This is a genomic window from Methylosinus sp. H3A (genome assembly GCF_015709455.1).
Taxonomy (GTDB): Bacteria; Pseudomonadota; Alphaproteobacteria; order Rhizobiales; family Beijerinckiaceae; genus Methylosinus.
In genome coordinates this window covers 1102738-1126829 of the sequence record NZ_JADNQW010000005.1, presented here as the reverse complement: position 1 = coordinate 1126829, position 24092 = coordinate 1102738, and the positions used below count along the sequence as shown (strand labels likewise).

17 protein-coding genes are annotated in these 24092 nt (G+C 65.0%); 11 read left to right on the top strand and 6 right to left on the bottom strand.

Going from position 1 to position 24092, the window contains the following annotated elements; translation table 11 throughout:
- Positions 1 to 60 precede the first annotated feature (60 nt).
- From IY145_RS08330 to IY145_RS08320, 3 genes are read right to left on the bottom strand one after another with little or no spacing between them, the layout of a single operon-like run.
- Positions 61 to 948 (bottom strand): aldo/keto reductase, encoded by an 888-nt coding sequence (locus tag IY145_RS08330; protein WP_196407783.1) that lies wholly within the window; start codon positions 946 to 948, stop codon positions 61 to 63.
- Between the two features lie 19 nt (positions 949 to 967).
- Positions 968 to 2119 carry an FIST N-terminal domain-containing protein gene (locus tag IY145_RS08325; protein ID WP_196407782.1) on the bottom strand — a complete coding sequence of 384 codons (1152 nt, stop codon included), beginning with the start codon at positions 2117 to 2119 and terminating at the stop codon, positions 968 to 970.
- Positions 2120 to 2178: 59 nt separating this feature from the next.
- Positions 2179 to 2805 (bottom strand): Crp/Fnr family transcriptional regulator, encoded by a 627-nt coding sequence (locus tag IY145_RS08320; protein WP_312030566.1) that lies wholly within the window; start codon positions 2803 to 2805, stop codon positions 2179 to 2181.
- Positions 2806 to 2915: 110 nt separating this feature from the next.
- Between IY145_RS08320 and IY145_RS08315 the strand changes: the two genes are divergently transcribed.
- Positions 2916 to 4631, top strand: a complete 1716-nt coding sequence (locus IY145_RS08315) for an adenylate/guanylate cyclase domain-containing protein (RefSeq protein WP_196407781.1) — start codon at positions 2916 to 2918, stop codon at positions 4629 to 4631.
- Between the two features lie 36 nt (positions 4632 to 4667).
- Here the strand turns inward: IY145_RS08315 and IY145_RS08310 are convergent, their stop codons facing one another.
- Positions 4668 to 4829, bottom strand: a complete 162-nt coding sequence (locus IY145_RS08310; RefSeq protein ID WP_196407780.1) for a hypothetical protein — start codon at positions 4827 to 4829, stop codon at positions 4668 to 4670.
- Between the two features lie 264 nt (positions 4830 to 5093).
- On the opposite strand from IY145_RS08310, the gene IY145_RS08305 reads away from it, so the two are divergent.
- Positions 5094 to 6353, top strand: coding sequence for a NupC/NupG family nucleoside CNT transporter (locus IY145_RS08305; RefSeq protein WP_196407779.1), 1260 nt, complete (start codon positions 5094 to 5096; stop codon positions 6351 to 6353).
- A 10-nt stretch (positions 6354 to 6363) separates the two neighbouring features.
- Here the strand turns inward: IY145_RS08305 and IY145_RS08300 are convergent, their stop codons facing one another.
- The gene (locus IY145_RS08300) at positions 6364 to 6639 is read right to left on the bottom strand and encodes a hypothetical protein (protein ID WP_196407778.1); all 276 of its coding nucleotides are present in this window, start codon (positions 6637 to 6639) and stop codon (positions 6364 to 6366) included.
- Between the two features lie 41 nt (positions 6640 to 6680).
- Positions 6681 to 7892, bottom strand: a complete 1212-nt coding sequence (locus tag IY145_RS08295) for a PepSY domain-containing protein (RefSeq protein ID WP_196407777.1) — start codon at positions 7890 to 7892, stop codon at positions 6681 to 6683.
- Between the two features lie 610 nt (positions 7893 to 8502).
- Between IY145_RS08295 and IY145_RS08290 the strand changes: the two genes are divergently transcribed.
- The 9 genes from IY145_RS08290 (at position 8503) to IY145_RS08250 (ending at position 23576) form a co-directional block, all read left to right on the top strand.
- Positions 8503 to 9180, top strand: a complete 678-nt coding sequence (locus IY145_RS08290) for a response regulator transcription factor (RefSeq protein ID WP_196407776.1) — start codon at positions 8503 to 8505, stop codon at positions 9178 to 9180.
- The gene (locus IY145_RS08285) at positions 9177 to 10595 is read left to right on the top strand and encodes a HAMP domain-containing sensor histidine kinase (RefSeq protein WP_196407775.1); all 1419 of its coding nucleotides are present in this window, start codon (positions 9177 to 9179) and stop codon (positions 10593 to 10595) included. The genes IY145_RS08290 and IY145_RS08285 overlap by 4 nt, the downstream gene beginning before the upstream one ends.
- Positions 10596 to 10800: 205 nt before the next feature.
- A complete protein-coding gene (locus tag IY145_RS08280) occupies positions 10801 to 11139 on the top strand; it encodes a DUF2946 family protein (RefSeq protein WP_196407774.1) in 339 nt (112 codons plus the stop codon).
- 59 nt (positions 11140 to 11198) lie between these two features.
- On the top strand, positions 11199 to 13562 hold the full coding sequence (locus IY145_RS08275; RefSeq protein ID WP_196407773.1) for a TonB-dependent receptor: 2364 nt from the start codon (positions 11199 to 11201) through the stop codon (positions 13560 to 13562).
- A gap of 42 nt (positions 13563 to 13604) precedes the next feature.
- Entirely contained in the window at positions 13605 to 14942 is a 1338-nt protein-coding gene (locus IY145_RS08270; protein WP_210332640.1) for a PepSY domain-containing protein, read from the top strand.
- Positions 14943 to 14974: 32 nt separating this feature from the next.
- Complete coding sequence (locus tag IY145_RS08265; RefSeq protein ID WP_196407772.1) at positions 14975 to 16042, top strand: MbnP family copper-binding protein; 1068 nt, start codon at positions 14975 to 14977, stop codon at positions 16040 to 16042.
- A 19-nt stretch (positions 16043 to 16061) separates the two neighbouring features.
- A complete protein-coding gene (locus IY145_RS08260) occupies positions 16062 to 17351 on the top strand; it encodes an efflux RND transporter periplasmic adaptor subunit (protein ID WP_246721859.1) in 1290 nt (429 codons plus the stop codon).
- 10 nt (positions 17352 to 17361) lie between these two features.
- Positions 17362 to 20469, top strand: a complete 3108-nt coding sequence (locus IY145_RS08255; protein ID WP_196407771.1) for an efflux RND transporter permease subunit — start codon at positions 17362 to 17364, stop codon at positions 20467 to 20469.
- Positions 20466 to 23576 (top strand): efflux RND transporter permease subunit, encoded by a 3111-nt coding sequence (locus tag IY145_RS08250; protein WP_196407770.1) that lies wholly within the window; start codon positions 20466 to 20468, stop codon positions 23574 to 23576. Before IY145_RS08255 ends, IY145_RS08250 begins: the two co-directional genes overlap by 4 nt.
- Positions 23577 to 24092 lie beyond the last annotated feature (516 nt).

Genomic DNA, 24092 nt, shown 5'->3' with positions numbered 1-24092 from the left:
AAGCGGGGCGCATGATCCTCGGCCGGGCGCGAGAATGCAAGGGCGGTTTCCGGCGATTCCTCAGGCCGGCTCGCCGTCCAGCAGCGCGTCCAGGACGTCGCATTCCTCTCGGCTCAGGCGAAAATCGAAAATCGCCAGATCCTCGAGCATATGAGCTTGCGAGGATGTGCCGGTCAGACACAGAATGTCTCGTTGCGTCAGGAAGCGGAAGAACAGCTGGGCCCGGCTTCGCCCATATTTGTCGGCCAGGGCGACGAGCTCGGGTTTCGCCAAGATTTCCGGATTGGCGGTCAAGGTCCAGAAACTCTGATAGAGAACGCCGTGGTCCGCGCAAAAGGCGCGTAGGTCGCGGTCATAGAAGGTCTTGGCGTAGAAGCGGTTCTGGATCACCGCGGGCTTGATCCTGGCGTTGTTCCACAAGGTCTCCAGCCGCGACGGCTCATAGCAATTGCTGACGCCCAATTGGCGCACGCCGCCGCGATCATAGAGGCCTTCCATCGCCCGCCACGCCTCCAACGTATCCTCGTCCTCTGGATAGGGGGAGTGGAGGACCAATCCGTCGAGATAATCGACGCCGAGATTGCGCAGCGAGACCTCGAAGGATTGCCGCACCTGCTCGCCGAGGCTCGCCTCGGCGTCATAGGGGATATTTTCGGGGTCTTGCCCGCGGAACGGCGTGAATTTGGTTTGCAGATAGATGTCCGAGCGGGCCAGCCCGGCGCCGAGCGCGGCGGCCAGTCCCTGGCCCACGCCGGCTTCGTCGTAATGCTTGGGCTGACAGGCGGTGTCGACGCCCCGAAAGCCGGAGCGCAGCGCCAATTCCACGAGAGCCGCGGTGCGCTCCTTTTTCCAGGCCGTGCCATAGATGATGCGCGGCATGGCCACCCCGAAGGCGGAGACGATCCGGCTCTGGTCTTCGCTGCTTCGCTCCGCCGCTTCTGGCGTCATTTTGGCGCTGTCCTCGTCCTCAGGCTCCGGCGAAAACCGTCAGCACCCCAGTATAGCCGTAGAGATGGTGGCGGGCGATCTCGCCGCCCGCGAAAAAGCCGACCAAGGGCGTCTCGCCTCCCAGCGCCCGATGCACCATGCGGAACTCCGCGTGAGGTTCGCCGAAATGCGGCCCGCCGCGTCCCGAGCAGCTGATATACAAAGCGCCCCTCATGCCGCCGGCGGCCTCCGCCTGGGCTCGCACCTCTTCGACGATGCGCAGCAGATCGTGCTCGGCCGCCTCGGCGTTGCGCTTGCAGAAGGCGAGCCGCATGCCGTCCTTTATCTGCTCCGCGATCATCAGCAACCCGCCCTTGCGTCCGACGCCGACGATATGGCGCACTTCCGTGTTCGCGCCGAATTGCCCCGGCCGGGCGGAAACGTCCTCGCCGGTGGCGACGAGGCCCGCCAGCGTCTGGGCCAGCTGTTGACGCAGCTCTACGTCGCCGACGTCGGGCGCGAGGCCGAGATCCTCGAGAACGCAGTCGAGAGCGCGTTTTTCGTCCAGAGTCACCAGATAATTGCCTTGCGCGCGGGTGACGGCGCGCAGCGGGCCGATCGGCTGGCAACCCTGGGTGACCCGCGAGAACACTGTCGCCTGCGGGCCGAAGGCGACCCCGGTGAGGCCGCCCGGCAGAACCTCGTCCGCAAAGCAGAGGGCCTGATTGCGCGCCGAGGACAGCCCGCCGAACAAATAGCCGGTGGTGAGCTTTGCGCTCGCGGCTTCGAGCTTCGCCTGCAGATCGGGGGTTCCGCCGCTGGCGTGGACCAGAGCCGTGAAGGGTTCGAAGCCCGATGCGGCGCCGTCCAGCCGCTCCGGAGCGGAAAAGAGCTCGAAGGAGCCGGCGGGCAGATCCGCGAGCATGATCGCGATCCCCGGCTCGTCGAAATATTCGATCGCCCCGGCGCCGACGCCGACCCCGACTGTTCCCACCCAATGGACGCCGGGCAAATTTTCCCGGAGCGCGGAGATTATGCTCCCCGCCGCCTGCGTGTGATGGTCGGTCACATAGCACCAGCCGAGATTGGGAACGGGCGCGTCCTGCAAGCCGCGCTCGATCTGCTCGCGGCAGGAGGCCAAGGCGATTTTCCAGTCGGCGTCGCCGGCATGGGCGTAAATAAACTTGCTCATCGTCTCGTCCCCCGCGTCCCGACGCGGGTAGCAACGACCGTGCCGCGCGGGGGCGCCTCCTACCGCGCCGGCTCGACAGAGGCCGAGAGCTCGGCGAGATCGAGCAGCACGAAAGCGCCGCGGCGCCGCTCGAGCAGGCCCGCGCGCTCCAGCCGGTTCAGCTCGCGCGTGACGGCCTCGCGATGCGTGCTGACGCGCGCGGCGATCTCCGCATGCGTCGGGACGGGCGAAATCACGCCGCGATTCTCGCCGCCGGCGTCGCTGCGCGCCAGCCGCAGCAATTCTGCATGAATGCGTCCGCGGACGTCGAGATTGGTGAATTCGTTCACACGCGTCGCGAGGCGGCGCACCTCGGCGGTCAGCGTCTCGAGCACCTGATCGCAGACGTCCGGATAGCGATGAATGACGTCGCGAAAGATCGTCGGGCTCATGCGCGCTATGACGGTGTCGGTGATCGCATGGATCGCCGCCGAGCGCGGCTTGCCGTCGAGCGCCGAGAGCTCGCCGAAGAACCCGCCCTCCTCGATGACGCGCAGCAACAGATCCTTGCCGGCGACGCTCTGGATCGATACGCGGACATCGCCGTAAGTCACGAAATAGATGTCGGCGCTGTCGTCCTTGAAATTGAGGATGCACTCCTTCTCCTGCGCGCGGCGCCACACGCAACGCGCGTCGAGCTTCGCCACCTCCTCCCGGGGCAGCGAGCGAAACAAACTAACGCGTGCAAGCGTCTGGTTTTTTCGTATCATGCCGCGTTCCTGAAAATTCGTCTTCCTACCGCATCGAAGGATGATCCATGTCGGTTTCGAGTGTCAACTTCGATTTGGAGCGCCAAACTCGCCTCACCACCGGGCTCATTCTCTTCACCTATGCGACCTGCCATTTCATCTCGCATGCGACGGGGCTGTTCTTTCTCGACAATCTGCAGGCGATCGGCCATGACGTGATACTCGCGCCCTGGCGCACGAGCTTCGGCGTCGCCCTGCTGCTCCTGTGCTTCACGTTTCACATGTCGCTCGGTCTCTATGCGCTCTATCGCCGGCGGCATTTGCGCATGCCGGCGATCGAGGCCTGGCAGCTCTGCCTCGGCCTCGCCATTCCGCTGCTGCTCGCGCCTCATGTCACCGACACGCGCGTCGCCGTGCTCCAATTCGGACTCGAGGATTCGTACTTTCGCATCCTCTATCATTTTTGGATCACCGATCCGACCATCGGCCTGCCGCGCCAGTTTCTGCTGATGCTCTTCATCTGGACGCATGGCTGCATCGGCTTTCACATGTGGCTGCGCTATCACGACTGGTATCGCCGCCGCACGACGCTCTTTCTGTTGCTGGCGCTCGCCGTGCCGGCATTCGCCATCGCCGGCCTGCTCAACTCCGGCTGGGAGCTCATTCTGCGCGCCTATATGGACGAGGGATTCATCGAGGCGCATGGGCCGCCGGCGAAAGCATCGCCGCACGCGCATGTTCCGGCGGCGCTCGGCGCGATCATCCTCGATCTGCAAGTCGGCTATCTGATTCTGCTCGCGAGCGTTCTGCTGCTGCGCGCCTCGCGCAATCTTCGCGAACGTCTGTTCGACACAGTGCGTATCGATTATCGCGACGGCCGCAACGTCCGCGCCCCTTTCGGCTTTTCCGTGCTCGAGGCCAGCCGCTACAAGGGCATTCCGCATGCTTCCGTCTGCGGGGGACGCGCGCGCTGCTCCACCTGTCGCATTCTCGTGCTCCATGGCGCGGCGGAGCTGCCGCCGCCGAGCCCAGCGGAGCTCGCGACGCTGCGCCGCATCGGCGCGCCCGAGGGCGTGCGCCTCGCCTGCCAGACGCGACCGAGCTGCGATCTCGGCGTCTATCCCATGCTGCCGGCGGACAGCCCGCTCGACGGGCTGCGCGTGCTGCTCGACCAGGGCCGCGAGATTTTCGTGACGGCGATGTTCGTCGATCTGCGCGATTCGACGAAGCTCGCCGCCAACCGGCTTCCCTATGACGCGATCTATATCGTCGACGCCTATATACGCGCGACGACGACAGCCATATTGGCGGAGGGCGGACATGTGACGAGCGTCGCCGGCGACGGCGTCATGAGCCTGTTCCGGCTGGACGGCGACGCCGCCGAAGGCGCTCGCGCCGCATTGCGCGCAGCGCGCGGCGTCTGGCGCGCGATCCGCCGTGTCAGTCGCGAATTCGCCCATGATCTCGACGCGCCGCTCGCCTTCGGCGTCGGATTGCACAGCGGTCTCTCCATCGTCGGAGCGGTCGGCCACTCGGATCGGCAGTCGCTGCAATTTTTGGGCGACACCGGCAATATCGCCGCGCGGCTGGAGGCGCTGACGAAGGAGATGAATTGCGTGGCGCTGGTGTCGTTGGAGACCTGCGCCGCGGCGGAGCTGCGGCCGCCGAGCGGCGGCGTCGAGGCGCCGATCCGCGGCCGCGACGCGAATCTGCCGGCCTTCCCGTTCCAGCGGCTCGGCGATTTCGAGCGCTGGCTCGCGAGCGGCGAGCGCGCCGCGGTCTGAGCCATTCGTCGGCGCGTTCGCCGACTTTCGGCTCGATCAATAGGCGTCGGGGCAGGCGACGGAGTTTCCGTCGGCGTCCATGCAGGTGCAGCCGCCGAGCGACAGAGCCGCGACGCCGAGAGCGAGGCCCAAAATCAGCGTGAGCGTTTTCGCGCGCAGGCTCGTCGGAAGTCGAAAAGCGGAAAAGTCGAGTTTCATTTGTCGTTCTCCATATTGGCCGGATGAAGTCGTCGCACTCGCCGGGCGTCGCCCGCCTTTGGTTTCTTGCCCGGATGGCGACGGGAAGATGTGGCGAAAGCCACAAATCGCGGCGCTAAGCAGCCTGGGCGGCCTCTTCCTCTCGCCTGGACCCAGAATTTGCATCGCTCTGGCGCCTGCCGAGCGCATAGATCCTCGCCCGACAGAATCGGGCTCGGCCGGAACGTCCTCGACGAAGCCTCCCGATCGGAGATCACAGACGCCATGGCGGATATCGCTCGATCCCTGCTCGCTTTCCTCTGCTTCCTTCTCATCGCTTTTGCGCTGAGCGACGATCGGCGACGCATTCCCTGGCGCGTCGTCTTCGGCGGGCTGGCGCTGCAATTGGCCGTTGCGCTGGTTCTCGTGCATTTCCCGCCGGCGAGACAGGCGGTGCTGTTCGCCAATGACGCAGCCAATGCGCTGCAGACGGCGACGGAGGCGGGCTCGGGCTTCGTCTTCGGCTATCTCGGCGGCGGCCCGGCGCCCTTCGAGGAGAAGACGCCCGGAGCCGGATTCATTCTGGCCTTCAAGGCGCTGCCCATGGTGCTGACAATTTCGGCGCTGGCCTCTCTCTTTTTCTACTGGGGCGTCTTGCAGCGGATCGCCGGCGCCTTCGCCTTTCTGCTGCAGCGCTCCATGGGCCTCTCCGGCGCGCTGGCGCTCGGCGCGGCGGTTCACATTTTCGTCGGCATGATCGAGGCGCCGCTGTTGATCCGCCCCTATCTCGGGCGCATGCAGCGCGGCGAATTATTCGCGCTGATGAGTTGCGGAATGGCCGGAGTCGCCGGCACGGTGATGGTCATTTATGCGGGTTTCGTCGCGCCTTTCCTGCCGGACGCGCTCGGCCATATCCTCATCGCCTCGGTGATCGCGACGCCGGCGGCGATCGCGGTCGCCGCGGTCATGTCGCCGTGGGACGTCTATAAGGAGAACGCGGAAGCGCAGCTCGCCATCGACCATCCGCCGACGGGCGCCTTCGACGCCATCGTCAAGGGCGTCGCCGACGGCGTCGCGCCGCTCGTCGGCATCGTCAGCGTGCTGCTGACGACGATCGCGTTGGTGACGCTCGTCAATATGGCGCTCGCTCATCTGCCGCAGATCGGCGGCGAGACGCCGAGCCTGCAGCTGGCTTTCGCCTATGCGTTCCGCCCGGTCGCATGGCTGATCGGCGCGCCGTGGAGCGAGACGCCGGCGGCCGCTTCGCTCATGGCGACGAAGACGGTGGTCAATGAATTCGTCGCCTATCGCGACATGAGCGGGTTGAGCGCCGAGGCGCTGTCGCCGCGGAGCCGCCTCATCCTCACCTACGCCCTTTGCGGCTTCGCCAATTTCGGCAGCATGGGCATTCTCGTCGGCGGGCTGAATGCGATGCTGCCGGGCCGGCGCGCGGAGATCACGCGTCTCGGCCTACGCTCCATCCTGTCCGGGACGCTCGCCACTTGCATGAGCGCCACGGTCGCCGGCCTGCTCTACAACGACTGACGCGCTGCGCTCAGAAGCAGCCCTGGGCCTTCAGCTGCACGAGCCATGCGCCGCAATCCGACCCGTGGCGCCGATGCTCGCGCGGCGGGCCGCGGCCCCATTCATCCTCATATTCGTGACGACGATGGTCCCGCGCGCGCTCGCGCCGCACGCATTCATTGTAATTGTTCTGCATCGCCAGACACAGGGGCACATTGGGTCCGGCCCAGGCCGCTTTCGGGGCGAAGGCTCCCGAAAGCGAGATGGCTCCGGCCAAAAGCAGTGAGAGAAGAGGAAGACGCGCCATTCCTTCGAGCCTTTCTGTCGAGGCGACATTAACAGATTCGCTCACGCCGAAACAGCGCGGCGACGGCGTTGCTGTCGCCAGCGGATGAAGCCGGTGACATAGAGGAAGGCGGGTGCGAGGCCGGCGAGAAAGATCACGACATGGCCGCCGAGGCCGAAAGCCTCGCCCGAATGGAGCGGCAGCAGCCATTCGAGGAAGCGCTCGCCGGCGCTGAAGGCGCTGCGATCCTCGGTGAAGAGAACCTGGCCGCTGAACTGGTCGATCGTCACCCGGTTGCGGCCATTGGCGTGATTGGGCTCGTCCTGCGTCCGCATGGAAACGACATAGACGCCCTTCGCATTCGCCGGCAGGCTGAACCCCGTCGGCGCGGCGCCGGGAAAGCTCCGCTCGGCGATGCGCAGGGCGGCGTCGAGGCCGATCGGGTCATGATCCGCGATCGGCCTCGACGCCAAGCCGCGCGGCGCCTCGCGCACGCTCGAGACCAGGCGGATGAGATCGCGCCCCTGCTGGCGGAAGACGAAGAAGCAGCCGGAGGTCAGCGAGCAGCACAGCACGATGGCGACGAGGGCGCCCACCACCCTATGGAGGTCGAAAATCCGCCGCTCGGCGCTCGCCTTGCGCTTGATGGCGAAAGCGAGCCGCCACTGGCCCGGTCGCGGCCACCACAGCGCGATTCCGAGGATCATGGACGGCAGCAGGACGAGCGCCGGTCCGCCGACCAGCCAGGACCGATCCGAGCCCTGCCACAGAGTGTAATGGAGGCTGCGCACGGAATTGAAGAAGAATTGGCGGATTTCGTCGTCGCCTTTCTTGATCGTCCGGTCGCCGGTCACCTTCGTCGTATAAGGATCGACGAAGACGCGATGCGTTTCCGTGACATCGTCCGCGTCCCGCAGGCGGTAGGAGAGCGAGACGACGCCCTCGCCACCGCGCGGCATGGCCAGGAAGCTCGGCGTCGCGTCCCGCGGCAGATCGGCGATGGCCGCGGCATAGATTTCGTCGAGCGAGGCGTAGGGGGCGTCGGTGGACGGCGGCGTCGAGCGCAGCAACTGCGGATGCAGCGCCGCGTCGATCTGCGGCGCGAAGGACAGGAGCGCGCCGGTGAGGCCCACGACGACGAAGATCGCGCCGAGGATCAGACCCGTCCAGCGATGAAAGGCGAGGTAGAAGCGGCGGGCGTGAACGCGCCAGGACATATCGGCGCGAGCGCCCTGCTCGGCGGCGCGCGGCGCCGTGATCGTGTCATTGGTCAAGATGGCCTCCTCGAAAGTCTCGTCCGCTCGCGCCGCGGGGCCGAAGTCGCCCGCCGAGCAGGATATGCATATTGTTTCCGCCGCCGGCCGAAGTTTCCGAAACGTTACCGTGGAAATCAAGCGTCTCAAGGAAAAATTCTCCGCTATTGCATCGGGAGGCGGAAACTGCTTTTCCTGTCCTCCTATCGCTCGTATCCCAGAAAAAGACGCGTCGCCATGCTCCGCCGCCGTTGCGGCGACCGTGCGCTCCGTCGAAGCGTAAAGAAATGATACGCTTCCCTGCGATTTCGACACGATATGTAGACAGATGATACTATGGCCGCTATTTTCGAAGTATCGCAAGAGGTTACCGCCCGGATGCCGCCACAATCTCACGACATTCGAGTCATCGGGATATTTCGGAGTGACGCCGCTAGAGTTCTGGCGATCGAGCCTCTGTCGGAAAATATGATATTTGCATGTGAGTAACGGGCTATACGATGAAGGTGGCGTCGAAGACGTCCGAGGCTTTCGACGACAGTCCTGCCTGGACGACAAGACGGGTTTCGCGCGGGCCCCGCTCGGCGCCGCGGCTCGAGCGGGCGACGGGACAAAAGCGACAGGACATTCGATGCGCGTATTGATCGTCGAGGATCAGGCCGAGATCGCCACTCTGCTGGCGGAGAAAGTGCTCCACGCCGGCTTTGCCGCCGATATCGTCGGAGCTGTCGCGGAGGCGCGCGCGGCGATCGAGGCGCGTGACTATAGCGTCATGCTGCTCGATCGGCGGCTGCCGGATGGCGACGGCGTCTCGATCATCCGCTCCGCGCGTGAGGGGCGGCCGAACATGCGCGTGCTGATGCTCACCGCCATGCGCGGCATAGACGAGATGATCGACGGCCTCGACGCGGGCGCCGACGATTATCTCACCAAGCCTTTCGACCCCGAGGAGCTGATGGCGCGCATTCGCGCCGTTCTGCGGCGTCCGGGCCCGCAGACGGCGCCCTCCGTGCGGGTGGGCGCGCTCAGCTTCGAGCTCGAGGAGCAGCGCGGCTTCGTCAATGGCCGGCTGTTTCTAGCGCCGAAGCTGGAGCTTGTCCTGCTCGGCGCGCTGATGCGCCGCGCCGGCCTCGCCGTGACGCGCGCCGATCTGCTCGACGAAATCTACGGCGGCCAGGGCGCGGATCAGGCCGACGCGCTGAAGATGCTGATTCATCGTTTGCGTCAGCGCCTGAAGAATCAGAGCGCGCGAGCGGATATCCACGCCGCCCGCGGCATCGGCTATCTCATTCGGAGCGCCGAGGAATGAAATTCACGCAATCGCTTTCCGCCCGGCTCGTCTTCTACTGGATTCTGGGCTCCTTCGTCGCCTATTTCACTCTGCCGGTGACGGTGTTCCTGCCGCTCTCCGCATTGCATATCGGCGACAGCTCCAATTCGAGCCTCGAGAGCTGGACGACGAAGCGGTCGAAGGAAATTTTGACCGGCGCCTTGCGCAAAGGCCCGGACGGCGCGCTCACGGTGACGCGGACTCCGGCGCTGCAGAGTCAGTTCGAGCGCAATCCGCAATTTCGCTTCGCCATTCTCGAACGCGCGACGGGCAAGCTCGTTGCAGGCTCGGACGAGAGGCTGTTCACGGCCCTGAGCCGCGCCGGAGTCGACAGCTATAGCGGCCTCTTCCATGTCTCCGACGATCCCGATCCCAACGCGCGCGGCTATGTGCGCTCGATCGACACGGCCTTCGGCAAGCTCACCATCGCCACCTATGGCGCGTGGTTCCATTGGGACGACGCGCTCTGGCAGCTGGTGAATTTCCTCTCGCTCAATAATTTCATCGCTTTTCTGCCGCTCGGCTCGGCGGCGGCGCTGGTCGCGACGCTCGTCGTGCGGCGCTCATTCGCGCCGCTGCGGGCGGCGACGGTCGAGGCCGCGGCCATCACTGTCGATTCGCTGCACAAGCCGCTCGGGGCCAAAGGCCTGCCGATCGAGATCACGCCTTTCGTGGAGGCGGTGAATGGCGCGATCGCGCGCGTCGAGGAAGGCGTCGCCGCGCAAAGGCGCTTCACCGCCAACGCCGCGCATGAGCTGCGCACGCCGATCACCGTGCTGCGGGCGCGCGTCGCCAAGCTCGACGGCTCCGATCTCAAGCGCGAGATCACGCGCGATGTGCGCCGAATCCAAACGATCGTCGATCAATTGCTGGTGCTGGCGCAGGCGCGCGAGCGTCGCTGCGACATGAGTCTTTGCGTGGACCTCGGCGCGACGGCGTTGAAAGTGGCGGCCGATTTCATGCCCGTCGCGATCGATGCGAAAAAGGAGATCGCATTCGAGGGGCCCGACGAGCCGGTCATGGTGCGCGGATTTCCCTGGGCGATCGAGAGCGTCCTCGGCAATCTCGTCGAAAATGCGCTGCGCGCAGAGCCCGAAGGCGGAACGGTGATCGTGCGCGTCGGCGCGGACGCCCGAGCGGATGTCGTGGACCATGGAAGCGGCGTCGCGCTCGAGGATCGCAGCCTGATCTTCGAGCCGTTCTGGCGCAAGGAGGAGACGACTCCGGGCACAGGATTGGGGCTCGCCATCGTCAAGGAGCTGGCGCGCGAGCTCGACGGCGAGATTCGCGTCGCGGACACGCCCGGCGGCGGAGCCACCTTCGTCGTCGGCTTTCGTCCCTTCGCGCCCCATGCGACAAGCGCGATCGGCGCGCTGGTCGAGGACGCGCTGTGAGCTATTTGCGCGAATATGCGAGATTTGCCGAGTCGACGCACATTTGTCCGCGCCGGCTGCGATGAGCGCCGTCTCATCATGAATGTTGCAATTTGGTAACACGTAAAGCTGGAAACGTCACGCGAGCGACACAAGCTCTTGCCAAGGCGGGCGGTGATTGGTAACAATTGAGTGATCTTTTGGCGTTCGCGGCGGAATACCAAATATGTTCAGGCGTTGGTTGGCCTTGCTCGCGCTGTCATGCGCTCTGCTGTTGCAGGGCGTCGCGCCGTCGGCCGCCTCCATGCCCGCGGACGGGAGCGACGGCGTCTCGATCGGCTGCCGTCTCGCCGGCGGCGACGACGCGCCTGCCGACGCGCATCATTCCAGCCATTGCGATCATTGCGTTCTCTGCTGCGCGGCGATTTTCGCGGTCGTCGCAGCGGCGTCGCGGCTCGCGCCTTTCCCGCCTGTCGCGGCGCCCGTTCCGGCAGCCGATCCGCTCATCTCTTTTTTCATAGCCGGTCGTAAGCCGCCTTCCCACGCCCCTCCCCGTTTCTCCTGACGCCTGTCGGCCGAAGTCGAAGGAAACGCCGGTTTTGTTCCGGCTGTTGGGGGGAAATCATGTCTCGTTACCTGTTCCGCGGCGGCGCGTCCGTCGCAGCGTTGACGCTCGCCGTCGTTTCGCCGCTCTGCGCTTTCGCGCAGGAGGCCCTTCCGGAAATCGAAGTGGCGGGCGAGGGAGGAGGCGACGCGTCGTCGTCGGGGCCGGCGAAGGCGGTTGCCGAAAAGCCCTTCTCCAAGGCCATTCCGGACCATATTCCAGCCGTCGTCCATACGGTGACTGCCGCCAAGATCGCGGAAACGGTCAACGCCACAACGGCGATCGAGATGCTGCGCTATGCGCCGAGCCTCGACATGTCGGCCAAATTCCCCGGCGACCGCTTCCAGAGCATGACCGGCCGCACCATCGGTCCGTTCGAGCCGCAGAGGCAGCTCGTCTATAAGGACGGGATTCTGATCTCGGCGTTGTTCGGCGCCAGCGAGCACACGCCAAAATATTCGATGATCGTGCCCGAGGAGGTGTCGCGCATCGATGTCATGTACGGGCCCTATTCCGCGCTCTATTCCGGCAATTCCATCGGCGGCGTGATCACCTATACGACGAAGATGCCGGAGAAATTCGAGCTGCACTCCAATCTGCAGGGCATTCTCGCGCCCTATGACGATCAATATGCGACGCACAGGACCAATCCCGGCTTCACCGGCGGCGTCTCGGTCGGCGACCGCATCGGCGATTTCTCCTGGCGCGCGGCCTACAACCATCTGCTGACGCATTCGCAGCCGATTTCCTATGTCAGCTCGTCGAGCCCTGGCGGCGCAGCGGGAACGCCCGTCGTCGGCGGCTATTTCGATGTCGATCGACAAGGCGCGCCGCGCGGCGTGTTCGGCACCGCCGGCCTGCAGACGACGGAAGAGAATGTCGGCACGCTGAAGCTCGCCTATGACTTCAACAAGGATGCGCGGCTCAGCTACACGATCGGGCTGATGCAGCTCGGCCTGAACATAGATCCGCAGAGCTATTTGAGAAGCGCGACGACCGGACTGCCCGTCTACAACACGAGCAATGGCCGTATCACGATGAATGGCGTCAATTTCGCCCTCTCGGGGCTAAATCCCTCGCATACGGAGTTCCTGCATCTGATGCAGGGCGCCGAGTTCAAGACGCAGACCGGCGGCGTCTTCGACATGGAGCTGGTCGGCAGCTCCTATGATCTGATGCGCGACGTCAGCGTCTCGGCGTTGAAATATGGCGTCGACACCTCCGGCCAGACGCGCGAATACAGCGGCACGGGCTGGAAGGTGATGGACATGCGCTTCATCTGGCGCCCGGAGGAGGAGCTGTTCGGCAAGCACGAAGTTTCTTTCGGCGGACATCTCGACGAATATACGCTGAAGCTGCATTTGCAGAGCACGCCGACCTATTGGTCGTCCTACTACCTGCAGCAGGCGCAGCGCTCCTATGGCAAGACCGAGAACAGAGCCGTCTATGTTCAGGACGTGTGGAAGCTCGCGCCGCAATGGACGCTCACGCTCGGCGGACGCCAGGAGTGGTGGCGCGCTTTCGACGGCTTCAACGAGAATGCGCGCGGAACGGGAACGCGGCAGCCGGAGCGCGATCTCGCCGCCTTCATGCCGAAAGCCTCGCTCGCCTTTCAGGCGACGCCCGATCTGCTGCTGCGCGGCTCCTATGGCAATGTCACCCGCTTTCCGGGCGTCACAGAGCTCTATCAGCGCACCGTGTCGCCGAGCGGCATCGTCATCAACAGCCCGGATCTGAAGGCGGAGCAGGCCGACTCCTACGAGCTCGCCGCCGAATATCTGTTCGGCGCGCATAATGCGCATCTCGCCTTCTTCCATGAGGATCGCTGGAACGGCATCGTCTCGCAAACGGACGTCACGGTCGTTCCCAATGTCACCAATTTCTCCAATGTCGGAAAGGTTCGCTACAATGGCGTCGAGGGCGCCGTCGGCTTGAAGGACATTCTCGTCGACGGCTTCGACCTCGACGCCAACGCCACCTACACGACCGACGAGATTCTCTCCAATCAGAAGAACCAGCGCTATGTCGGCAAGGACGTTCTGCAAATGCCGCGCTGGAAGGTCAAATGGGTCGCGACCTATCATGTGACCAAGGATCTGACGCTGTCCGCGGGCTTTCGCTACAAATCCGCCTCGCACGGCCAGCTCGACAATTACGATTGGAACACCGAGACCTTCGGCGCCTATGGCCGCAATATCCAGCTCGATCTGCGCGGAAGCTGGAAATTCGCGCCCAATTGGACCGCCGTCGCCGGCGTCAACAATATCAATAATTATCGCAACTATCTCTTCGCGCCCTATCCGCAGCGCACTTTTTTCGCGGAGCTGAAATACGACTTCGGCGCCGAGCCACTGTTTCGTCGCGAGGAGCAGTACCGACCCTGAGGAGCCGCATCATAACGATCCCGCAATCGAGGGAGACTGATCATGATAACGAGGAATTTCTGGGCTTTTCTTCATCGCTGGACCGGTCTGCTCATGGCCGGATTCTTGATCGTCGTCGGCGCGACGGGCAGTCTTCTCGCCTTTCTGCCGGAGCTCAATCATTTGCTCGCGCCGCAGATCTATCCCGGTCCGCGCGAGGGCGAGACGCTCTCGCTCGGCGAGCTCGCGCGCCGCGCGGAGACGCTGGTTCGCGCGGGCCGCGCGACGCAAGTCTCCTTCGTGCAGCCGGGGACCGCGCGCGTCTCGATGACGCCGCGTCAATTGCCGCTGGTTCCAGACTATAGCGAGGTCTTTGCGGATCCCGTCGTCGGCGACGAATATGTGCTCGGAACGCGTCCCGAGCCGCCGCCGCTCGGCTTCGATCATCTCTATCTCGATCCCGTCACCGGCGAGGAGCTCGGCAGGCTGGACAAGGAGCCGCCGATTACCAGCGGCCCGGGAATCATGCCTTTCGTCGATCGGCTGCATTTCCGTCTCGCCATGGGCGAATGGGGCGGCTGGATTCTCGGAATCGTCGCCGTCGTCTGGACGATCGATTGCTTCAACGGGCTCTATCTCACTCTGCCGATTTCCACCGGCAAGGGCAATCGCAAGAGCTGGCTCGCGCGCTGGAAGCCCGCATGGCTCGTCAAGCTCAGCGGCTCCTTCTATCGCGTCAATCTCGATCTGCACCGCGCCTTCGGCCTGTGGATGTTCGCCGTGCTGCTGCTGTTCGGCTGGTCCAGCGTCTATTTCAACATGCGCGACGTCTATAATCCGGTGATGCGCGCCATCTCCGATTTCGACGCGCCGGCGCCGATGGCGCATGGCAAATCCATGGGCGCGAAAATGCACAAGGCGGAAAAGGAGCCGATGAGCTTTGAACGCGCCCAGGCGCTCGGCGAGATCCTCATGGCCGAGCAAGCGCGCGAGGGCGGCTTCACCGTGGAGCGGCCGTTTCGCCTCACCTATCAGGAAGCGCCGAACAGCTACACATATTCGGTGCGCTCCAGCCGCGACATCGGCCTGAAATTCGGCCGCACCAGCGTCGTCTTCGACGCGTCGAGCGGCGCGTTCCGTTCGCTGCGCACGCCGACGGGACAGCATTCCGGCAACACATTCACTACCTGGATCGTCGAGATGCATCTCGCCAATCTGTTCGGCCTCTGGTTCCGCATCTTCGTCTGCGTGCTCGGCGTCGGCGTCGTCATGCTCTCTGTCACCGGCGTCTACATTTGGTGGAAGAAGCGCGCCGCCCGCGTCGCCTCCGCGGCGCGCGCGCCGGCCAAGCCGGCCGCCGTGTCCATCCCTGCAATGGCCTTCGTCGAAAAATCACATTGATCCGCAGCATCATCGAGTAAGAGGAGAAAAATATGCGCGCCTATCACAAGACCGCCCTATTGCCCTTGCTTCTCGCCGCCTTTCCGGCTCAAGCGGCGTCGCCCGCCGTTCGGCAGGACGTCGCCATTCACTTCGCCTTTCAGGCGGGCGGCGCTCCGGTCGAATGCGGCAAGCCCATCGCCGCGCTCGGCGTGACGAAAGTCGCCGCGCAATTGCGCGACGCGCGCTTCTATGTCTCCAATCTCGCGCTCATCGACGCCGACGGCAAGGAGACGCCGGTCGCGCTCGACAGCAATGATTGGCAGAACCCTCATGTCGCGCTGATCGATTTCGAAAATCAGAAGGGCCGCTGCAAGGGCACGCGCGGCGCCAATGACGTCATCACGGGCGGCGTTCCTGTCGGCAAATACAAGGGCCTCGTCTTCACCGTCGGCGTGCCGAGCCTGGCGAAGGACGCACAAGGGAATGATGTCGCGCTCAATCATTCCAATCTCGCCACCGCTCCGGCGCCGCTGGACGTGCAGGGCATGAATTGGGGCTGGCAGGCCGGCCGCAAGTTCATCGCCATAGAGCTGGAGCCCGAAGGCGGCGTCATGCGCAAGGCGCCCTCGGCGCGTCTGCCGAGGGAGGCGCCCGCCGCGCCGAGCGCCGCCGAGGCCGCGCGGCTCGAGGCGATCGTCAAATTGGAGGCGCCCAAGGAGAAGGAGCAGCCGCGCGTCAATGGCGACGGCACCATCACCGCTTCTACTTGGATGATGCATTTCGGCTCCACCGGCTGCAAAGGCGATCCGCTCACCGGCGAGATCGCGAGCTGCGCCGCGCCCAATCGCATCGCCGTGCGCTTCGATGCTTTCGATCCCGCCAAGCAGCATGTGATTCTCGATCTCGAGGCGCTGCTCGCCGGCGTCGATCTCTCGCATGACGCCGGCGGCGCCACCGGCTGCATGAGCGGGCTCGCCGATCCGGAATGCGGTCCGCTGTATGAGGTCGCGGGCCTGCGCTTCAAGGAGAGCGCGCCGGACATGAATGATATCGGCAAGCCTTCGGCCGTTCCGCAGCGCATCTTCCGCGTCGGGCCGAAGATTCTGGCGGCCAACTAACGCGAATAGGGCGTTCAGAATGCGTTTGGTCCTGAGAAAAGAGCGCGCGGCGCAGGGCGTGGACAACGCCGTCGCCGCGCAGAGCCGAAAGGCTCTCATCGGAAAAATCTTCGCGGGCCGGCGCCGCGCGACGATCGCTCTGCTGCTGACATTCGTCATCGGCGGAGCGATCGCTTGGCGCGTCTTCGGCGCGGCCGAGGCGCCGGCGCACGAGGGCGCCGCGGGCGACAAGCGACGCGATCAAATGGCGGTGACGGTCTCGGTCGCGCTCGTCCGTCTCGCCGATGTGCCGGTGACGCTCGACGCCGTGGGCACGGTGCAGGCGCTCAACACCGTCACCGCGCGCACGCAGGTGGACGGGCGGCTGATCGAGCTCTCCTTCGCCGAGGGGCAGGAGGTGAAACGCGGCGACGTGCTCGCGCGCATCGATCCGTCGATCTACAAAGCGCAATATGATCAGGCCGTCGCCAAAATGGCGCAGGACGAGGCCAATCTCGCCAATGCGCGCGTCGATGCGCAGCGCTATCGCAAGCTCGCGGCCGCCAATTTCGGCTCGCAGCAGCAGGCGGCGACGCAGCAGGCGCTGGTGGCTCAGCTCGAGGCGCAGCTGCGCGCCGACAAGGCTGCGATCGACAATGCCGAAACGACGCTCGATTACGCGACGATCCGCTCGCCCATAGACGGGCGCACCGGCATTCGTCTCGTCGATGTCGGCAATATTCTGCACAAATCGGATCAGACCGGCATCGTCGTCGTCACGCAGCTGAAGCCGCTATGGGTGGTGTTCACCGTTCCGCAGCAATCGCTGCCGCAGCTGCAAAAGGCGCAGGCGGCGGGCCATGCGAAGGTCGCCGCGCTCGCCGCGGATAATTCCACGGTGATCGAGACCGGAGAATTGGCGGTCATCGACAATCAGATCGACGCGCAGACCGGGACGGTGCGCGTGAAGGCGGTGTTTCAAAATCCCGATCTCGCTCTCTGGCCGGGGCAGTTCGTCAATGTGCGCGTGACGGTCGATATGATCGCCAACGCCGTCACCGTGCCGAGCCTCGCCGTGCAGCGCGGCGCCAATGGCGCATTCATCTATCTGCTCGGCGCGGATGGAACGGCGGTGCTGCGCAATGTCGTGACGCGGCGCCAGGACGAAGCCATCGCGGTGCTGGACTCCGAGCTCGGCGCGAATGAGCAGGTCATCGTCTCCGGCTTCTCGCGTCTCGCCGGCGGCTCCAAGGTGCGCGTCGCCGAGAGCGAGGCGCCGCGCGACGGCGGCGAGAAGCGCCGAAAGCGCGCGGAAGGCGAGAAGAAATGAGCCGCGCGCAATGAATATATCGGCGCCTTTCATCGAGCGGCCCGTCGCCACATCGCTGCTCGCCTTCGCTCTGCTGCTCGCCGGCGCGCTCGGCTTTCTGCGCCTTTCGATCGCGCCCCTGCCGCAGATGGACTTCCCCACCATTCAGGTGACGACGCGCCTGCCCGGCGCCAATCCGGATACGATCGCGGCTCTGGTGACGGCCTCGCTCGAGCGGCAGTTCGGGCAAATCCCGTCGCTCTCCTCCATGTCGTCGCAGAGCTCCTTCGGCCTCTCGCAGATCACGCTGCAATTCGCGCTGGATCGCGACATAGACGCCGCCGCTCAGGATGTGCAGCAGGCGATCAATTCCGCAGCGTCGACGCTGCCGCGCAATCTTCCCTATCCGCCGATCTACGCCAAGGTGAATCCGGCGGACACGCCGGTCATGGCGCTCACGCTGCGCTCGCCGACCGCGAGCTTGCGCGATCTCTCCGATCTCGCCGACACGGTGATCGCGCCGCGCCTATCGCAGGTCGCGGGCGTCGGCCGCGTGTCGGTGGAAGGCGGCGTGCGCCCGGCCATACGCATAAGGGCCGATCTCGCGCGGCTCGCGGCCAATAATCTCAACATGGAGGATCTGCGTCAGGCGGTCGCCTCGGCCAATATATCTGGCGCGAAAGGCGCGCTCGACGGCGCGCGCCAGTCCTATACGCTCGAGGTCAATGATCAGATTCTCGCCGCCGAGCAATATAAGACTCTGGTGATCGCCTGGCGCAATGGCGCGCCTTTGATGCTCGGCGACGTCGCCGATGTCGTCGACGGGTTAGAGGATTCCCGCGTCGGCGCCTGGTTCGACGGCGAGCAATCGGTCGTGCTCGACGTCGCGCGTCAACCCGGCGCCAATATCATCGATACGGTGGAGCTGGTGAAGCGGCAGCTTCCCTTTCTGCGCCGCGCGCTGCCGGCCGGCATGACGCTGGACGTCGTCTCCGACCGCACCGATACGATCCGCGCCTCCATCGCCGATGTGGAATTCACCCTGGCGATGTCCGCGGCGCTCGTCGTGCTCGTCGTCTACCTTTTTCTGCGCAGCGCGCGGGCGACCATCATCGCCGGCGTCAGCCTGCCGCTGTCGATCATCGTCACCTTCGCGGTGATGTGGGGCGCCGGCTTTTCGCTCGACAATCTGTCGCTGATGGCGCTCACCATCGGCGCCGGCTTCATCGTCGACGACGCCATTGTGATGATCGAGAATATCGTGCGAGGCATGGAGGGCGGCAAGACGCCGCTGCGCGCTTCGCTCGACGGCGCGCGCGAGATCGGCTTCACCGTTGTTTCGCTCACCGTCTCGCTCATCGCCGTCTTCATTCCGCTGCTGTTCATGACCGGCGTCGTCGGGCGCATGTTTCGTGAATTCGCGCTCACCCTCACGATCGCGGTCGTCGCCTCAGCGGCGATCTCGCTCACTCTGACGCCCATGCTCTGCGCCAGAGTGTTGCGCGGCGGCGGGAGCGATCATCGCTCCGGCGGATTTTCCGCGCGGCTCGATCGTCTCTATGAGACGACGCTCGATTGGGCGATGGGCCGCCAGCGCTTCATTCTGATCCTCACAGGCGCGACGCTCGCGGTCACCATCGCGCTCTATGTCGTCATGCCGAAAGGCTTTCTGCCGCGTCAGGACACGAGCCTGCTCTCGATTGTGATGGAGGGTCCGCCGGACGCCTCCTTCGAGATCATGCGGCGCCTGCAGGCCGAGGCGGCGGCGATCGCGCGCAAGGACGCGGATGTGACCGGCGTCGTCTCTGTGCTCGGCGTCGGGCCGCTCAACGCCACCGCCAATGTCGGTCGCCTCACCGCGACGCTGAAGCCCAAGGATGAACGCGCCGCCTCCGCCGATGAGATCGCCGATCGGCTGAAGACGGCGATGGACCGCATACCCGGCGTCACCGCCTATGCGCAGCCGGTGCAGGACATACAGATCACGACGCGCGCCAGCCGCTCGCAATATCAATATACGCTCACCTCCGCCAATCGCCGCGAGCTTTTGGATTCTGCGGGCAAGCTCCTCGCGAAGCTGCGCAGCGAGCCGGCGCTGCGCAATGTCGCGGGCGAGACACAGGACGGCGGCTTGCGCGCTTTCGTGCGCATCGATCGCGAGAAGATGGGCCGCCTCGGCATTTCCGCGCAGAACGTCGACGATATTCTCAACGACGCTTTCGGCCAGCGGCAGGTCTCCACCATTTATGGCCAAGCCAATCAATATCGCGTCGTGCTCGAGGCGGCGCCGCAATATTTGCGTGGGCCGCGCGCGCTCGAAAAGCTCTATGTCTCGCCGCCGGGCGGCGGCCCGCAGACGCCGCTCGGCGCTTTCGTGCGCGTCGAGGAGACGACCGCGCCGCTCTCCGTCGCGCATCTCGATCAATTCCCCGCGGCGACGATCAGCTTCGATCTTGCGAGCGGCGTCTCGCTCGGCGAGGCGGTGGACGCGGTCTCACGCGCCGAGCGTGAGATCGGCCTCGCCGGCGCCGTCACCGGCGTCTTTTCCGCCGATGCGGCCGAATTCCAAAAATCGCTGGAGAGCGAGCCTTGGCTCATTCTCGCGGCCTTGCTCACCATTTATGTGGTGCTCGGCGTGCTCTATGAGAGCTTCGCTCATCCCTTCACCGTGCTCACCACTCTGCCTTCGGCCGGCGTCGGCGCGCTGCTCGCGTTGATGGTCTTTCGGCTCGACATGTCGATCGTCGCGCTCATCGGCGTGCTGCTGCTGATGGGTATAGTGAAGAAGAATGCGATCATGATGATCGATTTCGCGCTCGAGCTCGACCGCGAAGGTCTGTCGCCGCGCGAGGCGATAGTGACCGCGGCGCGTCTGCGCTTTCGGCCCATCATGATGACGACGCTCGCCGCTCTGCTCGGCGCGCTGCCGCTCGCCCTCTCGCATGGGCCGGGCTCGGAGCTGCGCATTCCGCTCGGCGTCGCCATCATCGGCGGCCTGCTGCTCTCGCAGCTGCTTACCCTCTATACGACGCCGGTCATCTATCTCGGCGTGGAGAGGCTCCGCGCGCGGCTCGGCGGCGGCGCGCCTCCGCCCGATTCCAGCCGCATCGTCGCGCTGCGCAGGGAGGCCGCGGAATGAATATTTCGGAACCTTTCATCCGTCGGCCGGTCGGTACGACTCTGCTCGCCATCGCGCTGTTCGTCGTCGGCTGCGTCGCCTATCTGTTCCTTCCCGTCGCCTCGCTTCCTTCGCTCGATTATTCGTCCGTCAGCGTGTCGGCGAGCCGGCCCGGCGCCGATCCGGCGACGATGGCGGCCTCGGTCGCAGCGCCGCTCGAGCGGCAGCTCGGCGCCATAGCGGGCGTCACCGAGATCACCTCTGCGAGCTGGACGGGAACCTCCCGAATATTGGTTCAGTTCGACATGGGCCGCAGCCTGGACGCCGCGGCGCGCGACGTGCAGGCGGCGATCAACGCCGCGCTGACCGATCTGCCGAGCGACATGCCGCAGCGTCCTTACTTGCGCAAATCCACCGATGCGTTGGAGCCGGTGATGATCCTCGCGCTCACCTCGGACACGCTGCCGAGCGGCGTGATCTTCGACGCCGCAGATTCCATCATCGCGCAGCGCATCGCGCGCGTGCCCGGCGTCGCCGAGGCGCGCATCGCCGGATCGGAGCAGCCGGCGATCCGCATAGAGCTCGATCCCGCGCGCCTCGCCGTCATGGGCGTCGGCATAGACAAGGTGGCGGCGGCGATCACCACGGCCAATGTGCGCACGGCCGTCGGCTCGCTCGACGGCGACGAACGCAGCTGGACGATAGAGACCAATGACCAATTGGCGACGCCGGAGGATTTTCGTGGCGTCGTCGTCTCGGCGGAGAAGGGCGTCGTCGTCAAGCTCGGCGACGTCGCCAATGTCGATCGCGGCGTGCGCAACCGCCTCGCCGCGGGTTGGTACAATGGAAGGCCCGCCGTTCTCATCAATGTCGCGCGTCAGCCCAACGCCAATGTCAATGAGGTCGTGGAGAAAATCAAAGCGCTGCTGCCGGAACTCCAACGCTGGATTCCCGCCGGCGTCGAGATCGGCTTCCTCTCCGATCGCACGCAGACGATCCGCGCCAGCGTCGGCGAGATTCAGCGCACGCTGCTGCTCTCCGTCGCCATGGTGATGGGCGTCGTCTTCATTTTCCTGCGCCGCGCGACGCCCATGATCGCGGCGGGCGTCACTCTGCCGCTGTCGCTCATCGGCACTTGCGCGGCAATGTGGGTCGCGGGCTATTCCATCGACAATCTCTCGTTGATGGCGCTCACCGTTTCTGTCGGCTTCGTCGTCGACGACGCCATCGTCATGATCGAGAATATCGAGAGCTGGGTCGCGCGCGGCAAGAGCCGTTTCGAGGCGGCGCTGATCGGCGCTCGGCAGATCGGCTTCACCGTCGTCTCCATCTCGCTCTCGCTCATCGCGGTCTTCGTTCCTCTGATCTTCATGGACGGGCTGATGGGCCGGTTTCTGCGCGAATTCTCCTACACGCTCGCTTCCGCCATTCTCATTTCGACGGTGGTCTCGCTCACCGTGACGCCCATGGTCTGCGCCTGGGCGCCCTTCGTCGCCGACAGCGGTCGCTCGCGTTTCGATCGCATCGTCGAGGGCGCGCTGGGCAGAATCGTCGATTGGTACGGGAGCAGCCTGCGTCCCGTCATCGATCATCCGCGACTGACGCTCATCGTCATCGTCGGGACCATCGGCTGGACCGCCTATCTCTATCAGGCGATCCCGAAGGGAAATCTTCCGCAGGACGACAATGGCTTCGTCAACGGATCGACGGAAGCGTCCCCGGACGTCTCCTTCGCGGAAATGATCCGGTTGCAGAAGCAGGCGGAGGCGATCATCTCGGCCGATCCGGATGTCGCCGGCGTCGGCTCGTCGGTCGGCGGCGGCGCGCTCACCGCCGCGCTCAATCAGGGGCGCTTCAACATAAGACTGAAGCCGCGCGAGGAGCGCAGCCTCTCGAGCAAGCAGGTGATCGCGCGGCTGCGCAAGGAGCTGGCCAAGGTCGCCGGGCTGCAGGTGATGCTGACGCCCTCGCAGGACGTGTTCCTCCATGCGCGTTGGAGCGCCTCGGCTTATCAATTCACTCTGCTCGACGACGATGTCGCCGAATTGACCGAATGGGCGCCGAAAGTGCTCGCGCGAATGCGCAAGGTTCCGCAGATCGTCGATGTCACGAGCGATCGGCAGCAGGGCGGTCTCAGCGCCAGAGTGGCCGTGGATCGCAACGCCGCTTCGCGATTGGGCGTGCCGATCTCCGCCGTGGACGCCGCGCTGAATGGCGCTTTCGGCCAGCGTCAGGATTCGGTGATCTATGGCGAGCGCAACCAATATCGCGCCGTGCTGGAGGCGCCGTCGACGCGCCAGCGCGATCTGCGCGATCTCGCCGGAATCTATGTGTCCAGCGCCTCCGGCGGACAGATCCCCTTGAGCGCCATCGCGCGCTTCGAGCGCTCGACCTTGCCGATGGTGGTCAATCATCAGGGTGCGCTGCCCGCCGTCACCATCACATTCAATCTCGCGCCGGAGGAGACGCTGGACTCGGCGAGCGTCGCGGTCGAGCGCGCCTTCGCCGAGATGAATCCGCCGAGCGGGCTGCGCGGCGAGCTCGCGGGCGAGGCCGGCGACGCGCGCAGGGTGGGGCGCAGCATGACCATATTGATCATCGTCGCTCTGCTCGCCGTCTATATCATTCTCGGCGTGCTCTATGAGAGCCTCGTGCATCCGGTCACGATCATTTCCACTCTGCCGGCGGCAGGGCTCGGCGCGCTGCTCTCTTTGCAGATGTTCGCCGTCGAATTCTCGATGATCGCCTTCATCGGCATATTGCTGCTGATCGGCATAGTGAAGAAGAACGGCATCATGCTCGTCGATTTCGCGCTGATCGCCGAGCGTGAGGACGGCCTCGCGCCGCGTGAGGCCGCGCTGCTCGCCGCCAAGGAGCGCTTCCGCCCGATTCTGATGACGACGCTCGCGGCCATGTTCGGCGCATTGCCGCTCGCTTTCGCCGCCGGCATCGGCACGGATCTGCGCCGGCCGCTCGGCATCACCATCGTCGGCGGGTTGCTGCTCAGCCAGATTCTCACGCTCTATACGACGCCGGTGATCTATCTGCTGATGAGCAAGGCGCGCATGCCGCGGCGAGTTTCCATTCCCGATGCGCTGACGCCGTCACGGCAGAACAGCGCTTCGTAATCTCTCGCGACATATTCATGCGCAGCGCGGGCGTGCTCGCGGCCGCCGCCGCCAACGCGAAGGGAAGCGCTTCCCGAGATCACTGTCGCCGGCGTTGCGCCGACGGGGGAGACTCGCTCCGAGCAGCAGGCGAAGGAGACCGGCTATTCGCGCCTATGCGTTCCTCCATGTCGAGGCCGATCCCTGCGCTGATAAGGGAAAAGCCGTCAACGACCGGGAAATCCATCTCAATCTAGGGATTCCCGCTGTGCGCGCGTCAGCGGGTCGTCGAAAATGGGCCTCGTCGATTTCTTCGATTATTGCTGGAGTTGCGGTTTCCATCGTAATTTCGGGATGATCCGGAAAAGCACGCGAGAAATGTCGGCCGGGCGGCGGTCGGTAGCGGGCTGCGCCGACACTCGGGGGCGCCCTGCACGGACGCCCCCAGCACGGACGGATTGCCAAAACAAATGTTCTGCGCCAGTCTTACGTCGTCGCATTGGATGGTTTTTGGAAAGTGCTTGTGCCGAGCAAGAG

Coding starts and splice junctions, on each gene's coding strand:
- IY145_RS08325 (WP_196407782.1), bottom strand. CDS start 2,119: ATGAGCAAGTTTATTTACGCCCATGCCGGCGACGCCGACTGGAAAATC.
- IY145_RS08310 (WP_196407780.1), bottom strand. CDS start 4,829: ATGAAACTCGACTTTTCCGCTTTTCGACTTCCGACGAGCCTGCGCGCG.
- IY145_RS08330 (WP_196407783.1), bottom strand. CDS start 948: ATGACGCCAGAAGCGGCGGAGCGAAGCAGCGAAGACCAGAGCCGGATC.
- IY145_RS08275 (WP_196407773.1), top strand. CDS start 11,199: ATGTCTCGTTACCTGTTCCGCGGCGGCGCGTCCGTCGCAGCGTTGACG.
- IY145_RS08305 (WP_196407779.1), top strand. CDS start 5,094: ATGGCGGATATCGCTCGATCCCTGCTCGCTTTCCTCTGCTTCCTTCTC.
- IY145_RS08255 (WP_196407771.1), top strand. CDS start 17,362: ATGAATATATCGGCGCCTTTCATCGAGCGGCCCGTCGCCACATCGCTG.
- IY145_RS08290 (WP_196407776.1), top strand. CDS start 8,503: ATGCGCGTATTGATCGTCGAGGATCAGGCCGAGATCGCCACTCTGCTG.
- IY145_RS08300 (WP_196407778.1), bottom strand. CDS start 6,639: ATGGCGCGTCTTCCTCTTCTCTCACTGCTTTTGGCCGGAGCCATCTCG.
- IY145_RS08265 (WP_196407772.1), top strand. CDS start 14,975: ATGCGCGCCTATCACAAGACCGCCCTATTGCCCTTGCTTCTCGCCGCC.
- IY145_RS08285 (WP_196407775.1), top strand. CDS start 9,177: ATGAAATTCACGCAATCGCTTTCCGCCCGGCTCGTCTTCTACTGGATT.
- IY145_RS08280 (WP_196407774.1), top strand. CDS start 10,801: ATGTTCAGGCGTTGGTTGGCCTTGCTCGCGCTGTCATGCGCTCTGCTG.
- IY145_RS08250 (WP_196407770.1), top strand. CDS start 20,466: ATGAATATTTCGGAACCTTTCATCCGTCGGCCGGTCGGTACGACTCTG.
- IY145_RS08260 (WP_246721859.1), top strand. CDS start 16,062: ATGCGTTTGGTCCTGAGAAAAGAGCGCGCGGCGCAGGGCGTGGACAAC.
- IY145_RS08315 (WP_196407781.1), top strand. CDS start 2,916: ATGTCGGTTTCGAGTGTCAACTTCGATTTGGAGCGCCAAACTCGCCTC.
- IY145_RS08270 (WP_210332640.1), top strand. CDS start 13,605: ATGATAACGAGGAATTTCTGGGCTTTTCTTCATCGCTGGACCGGTCTG.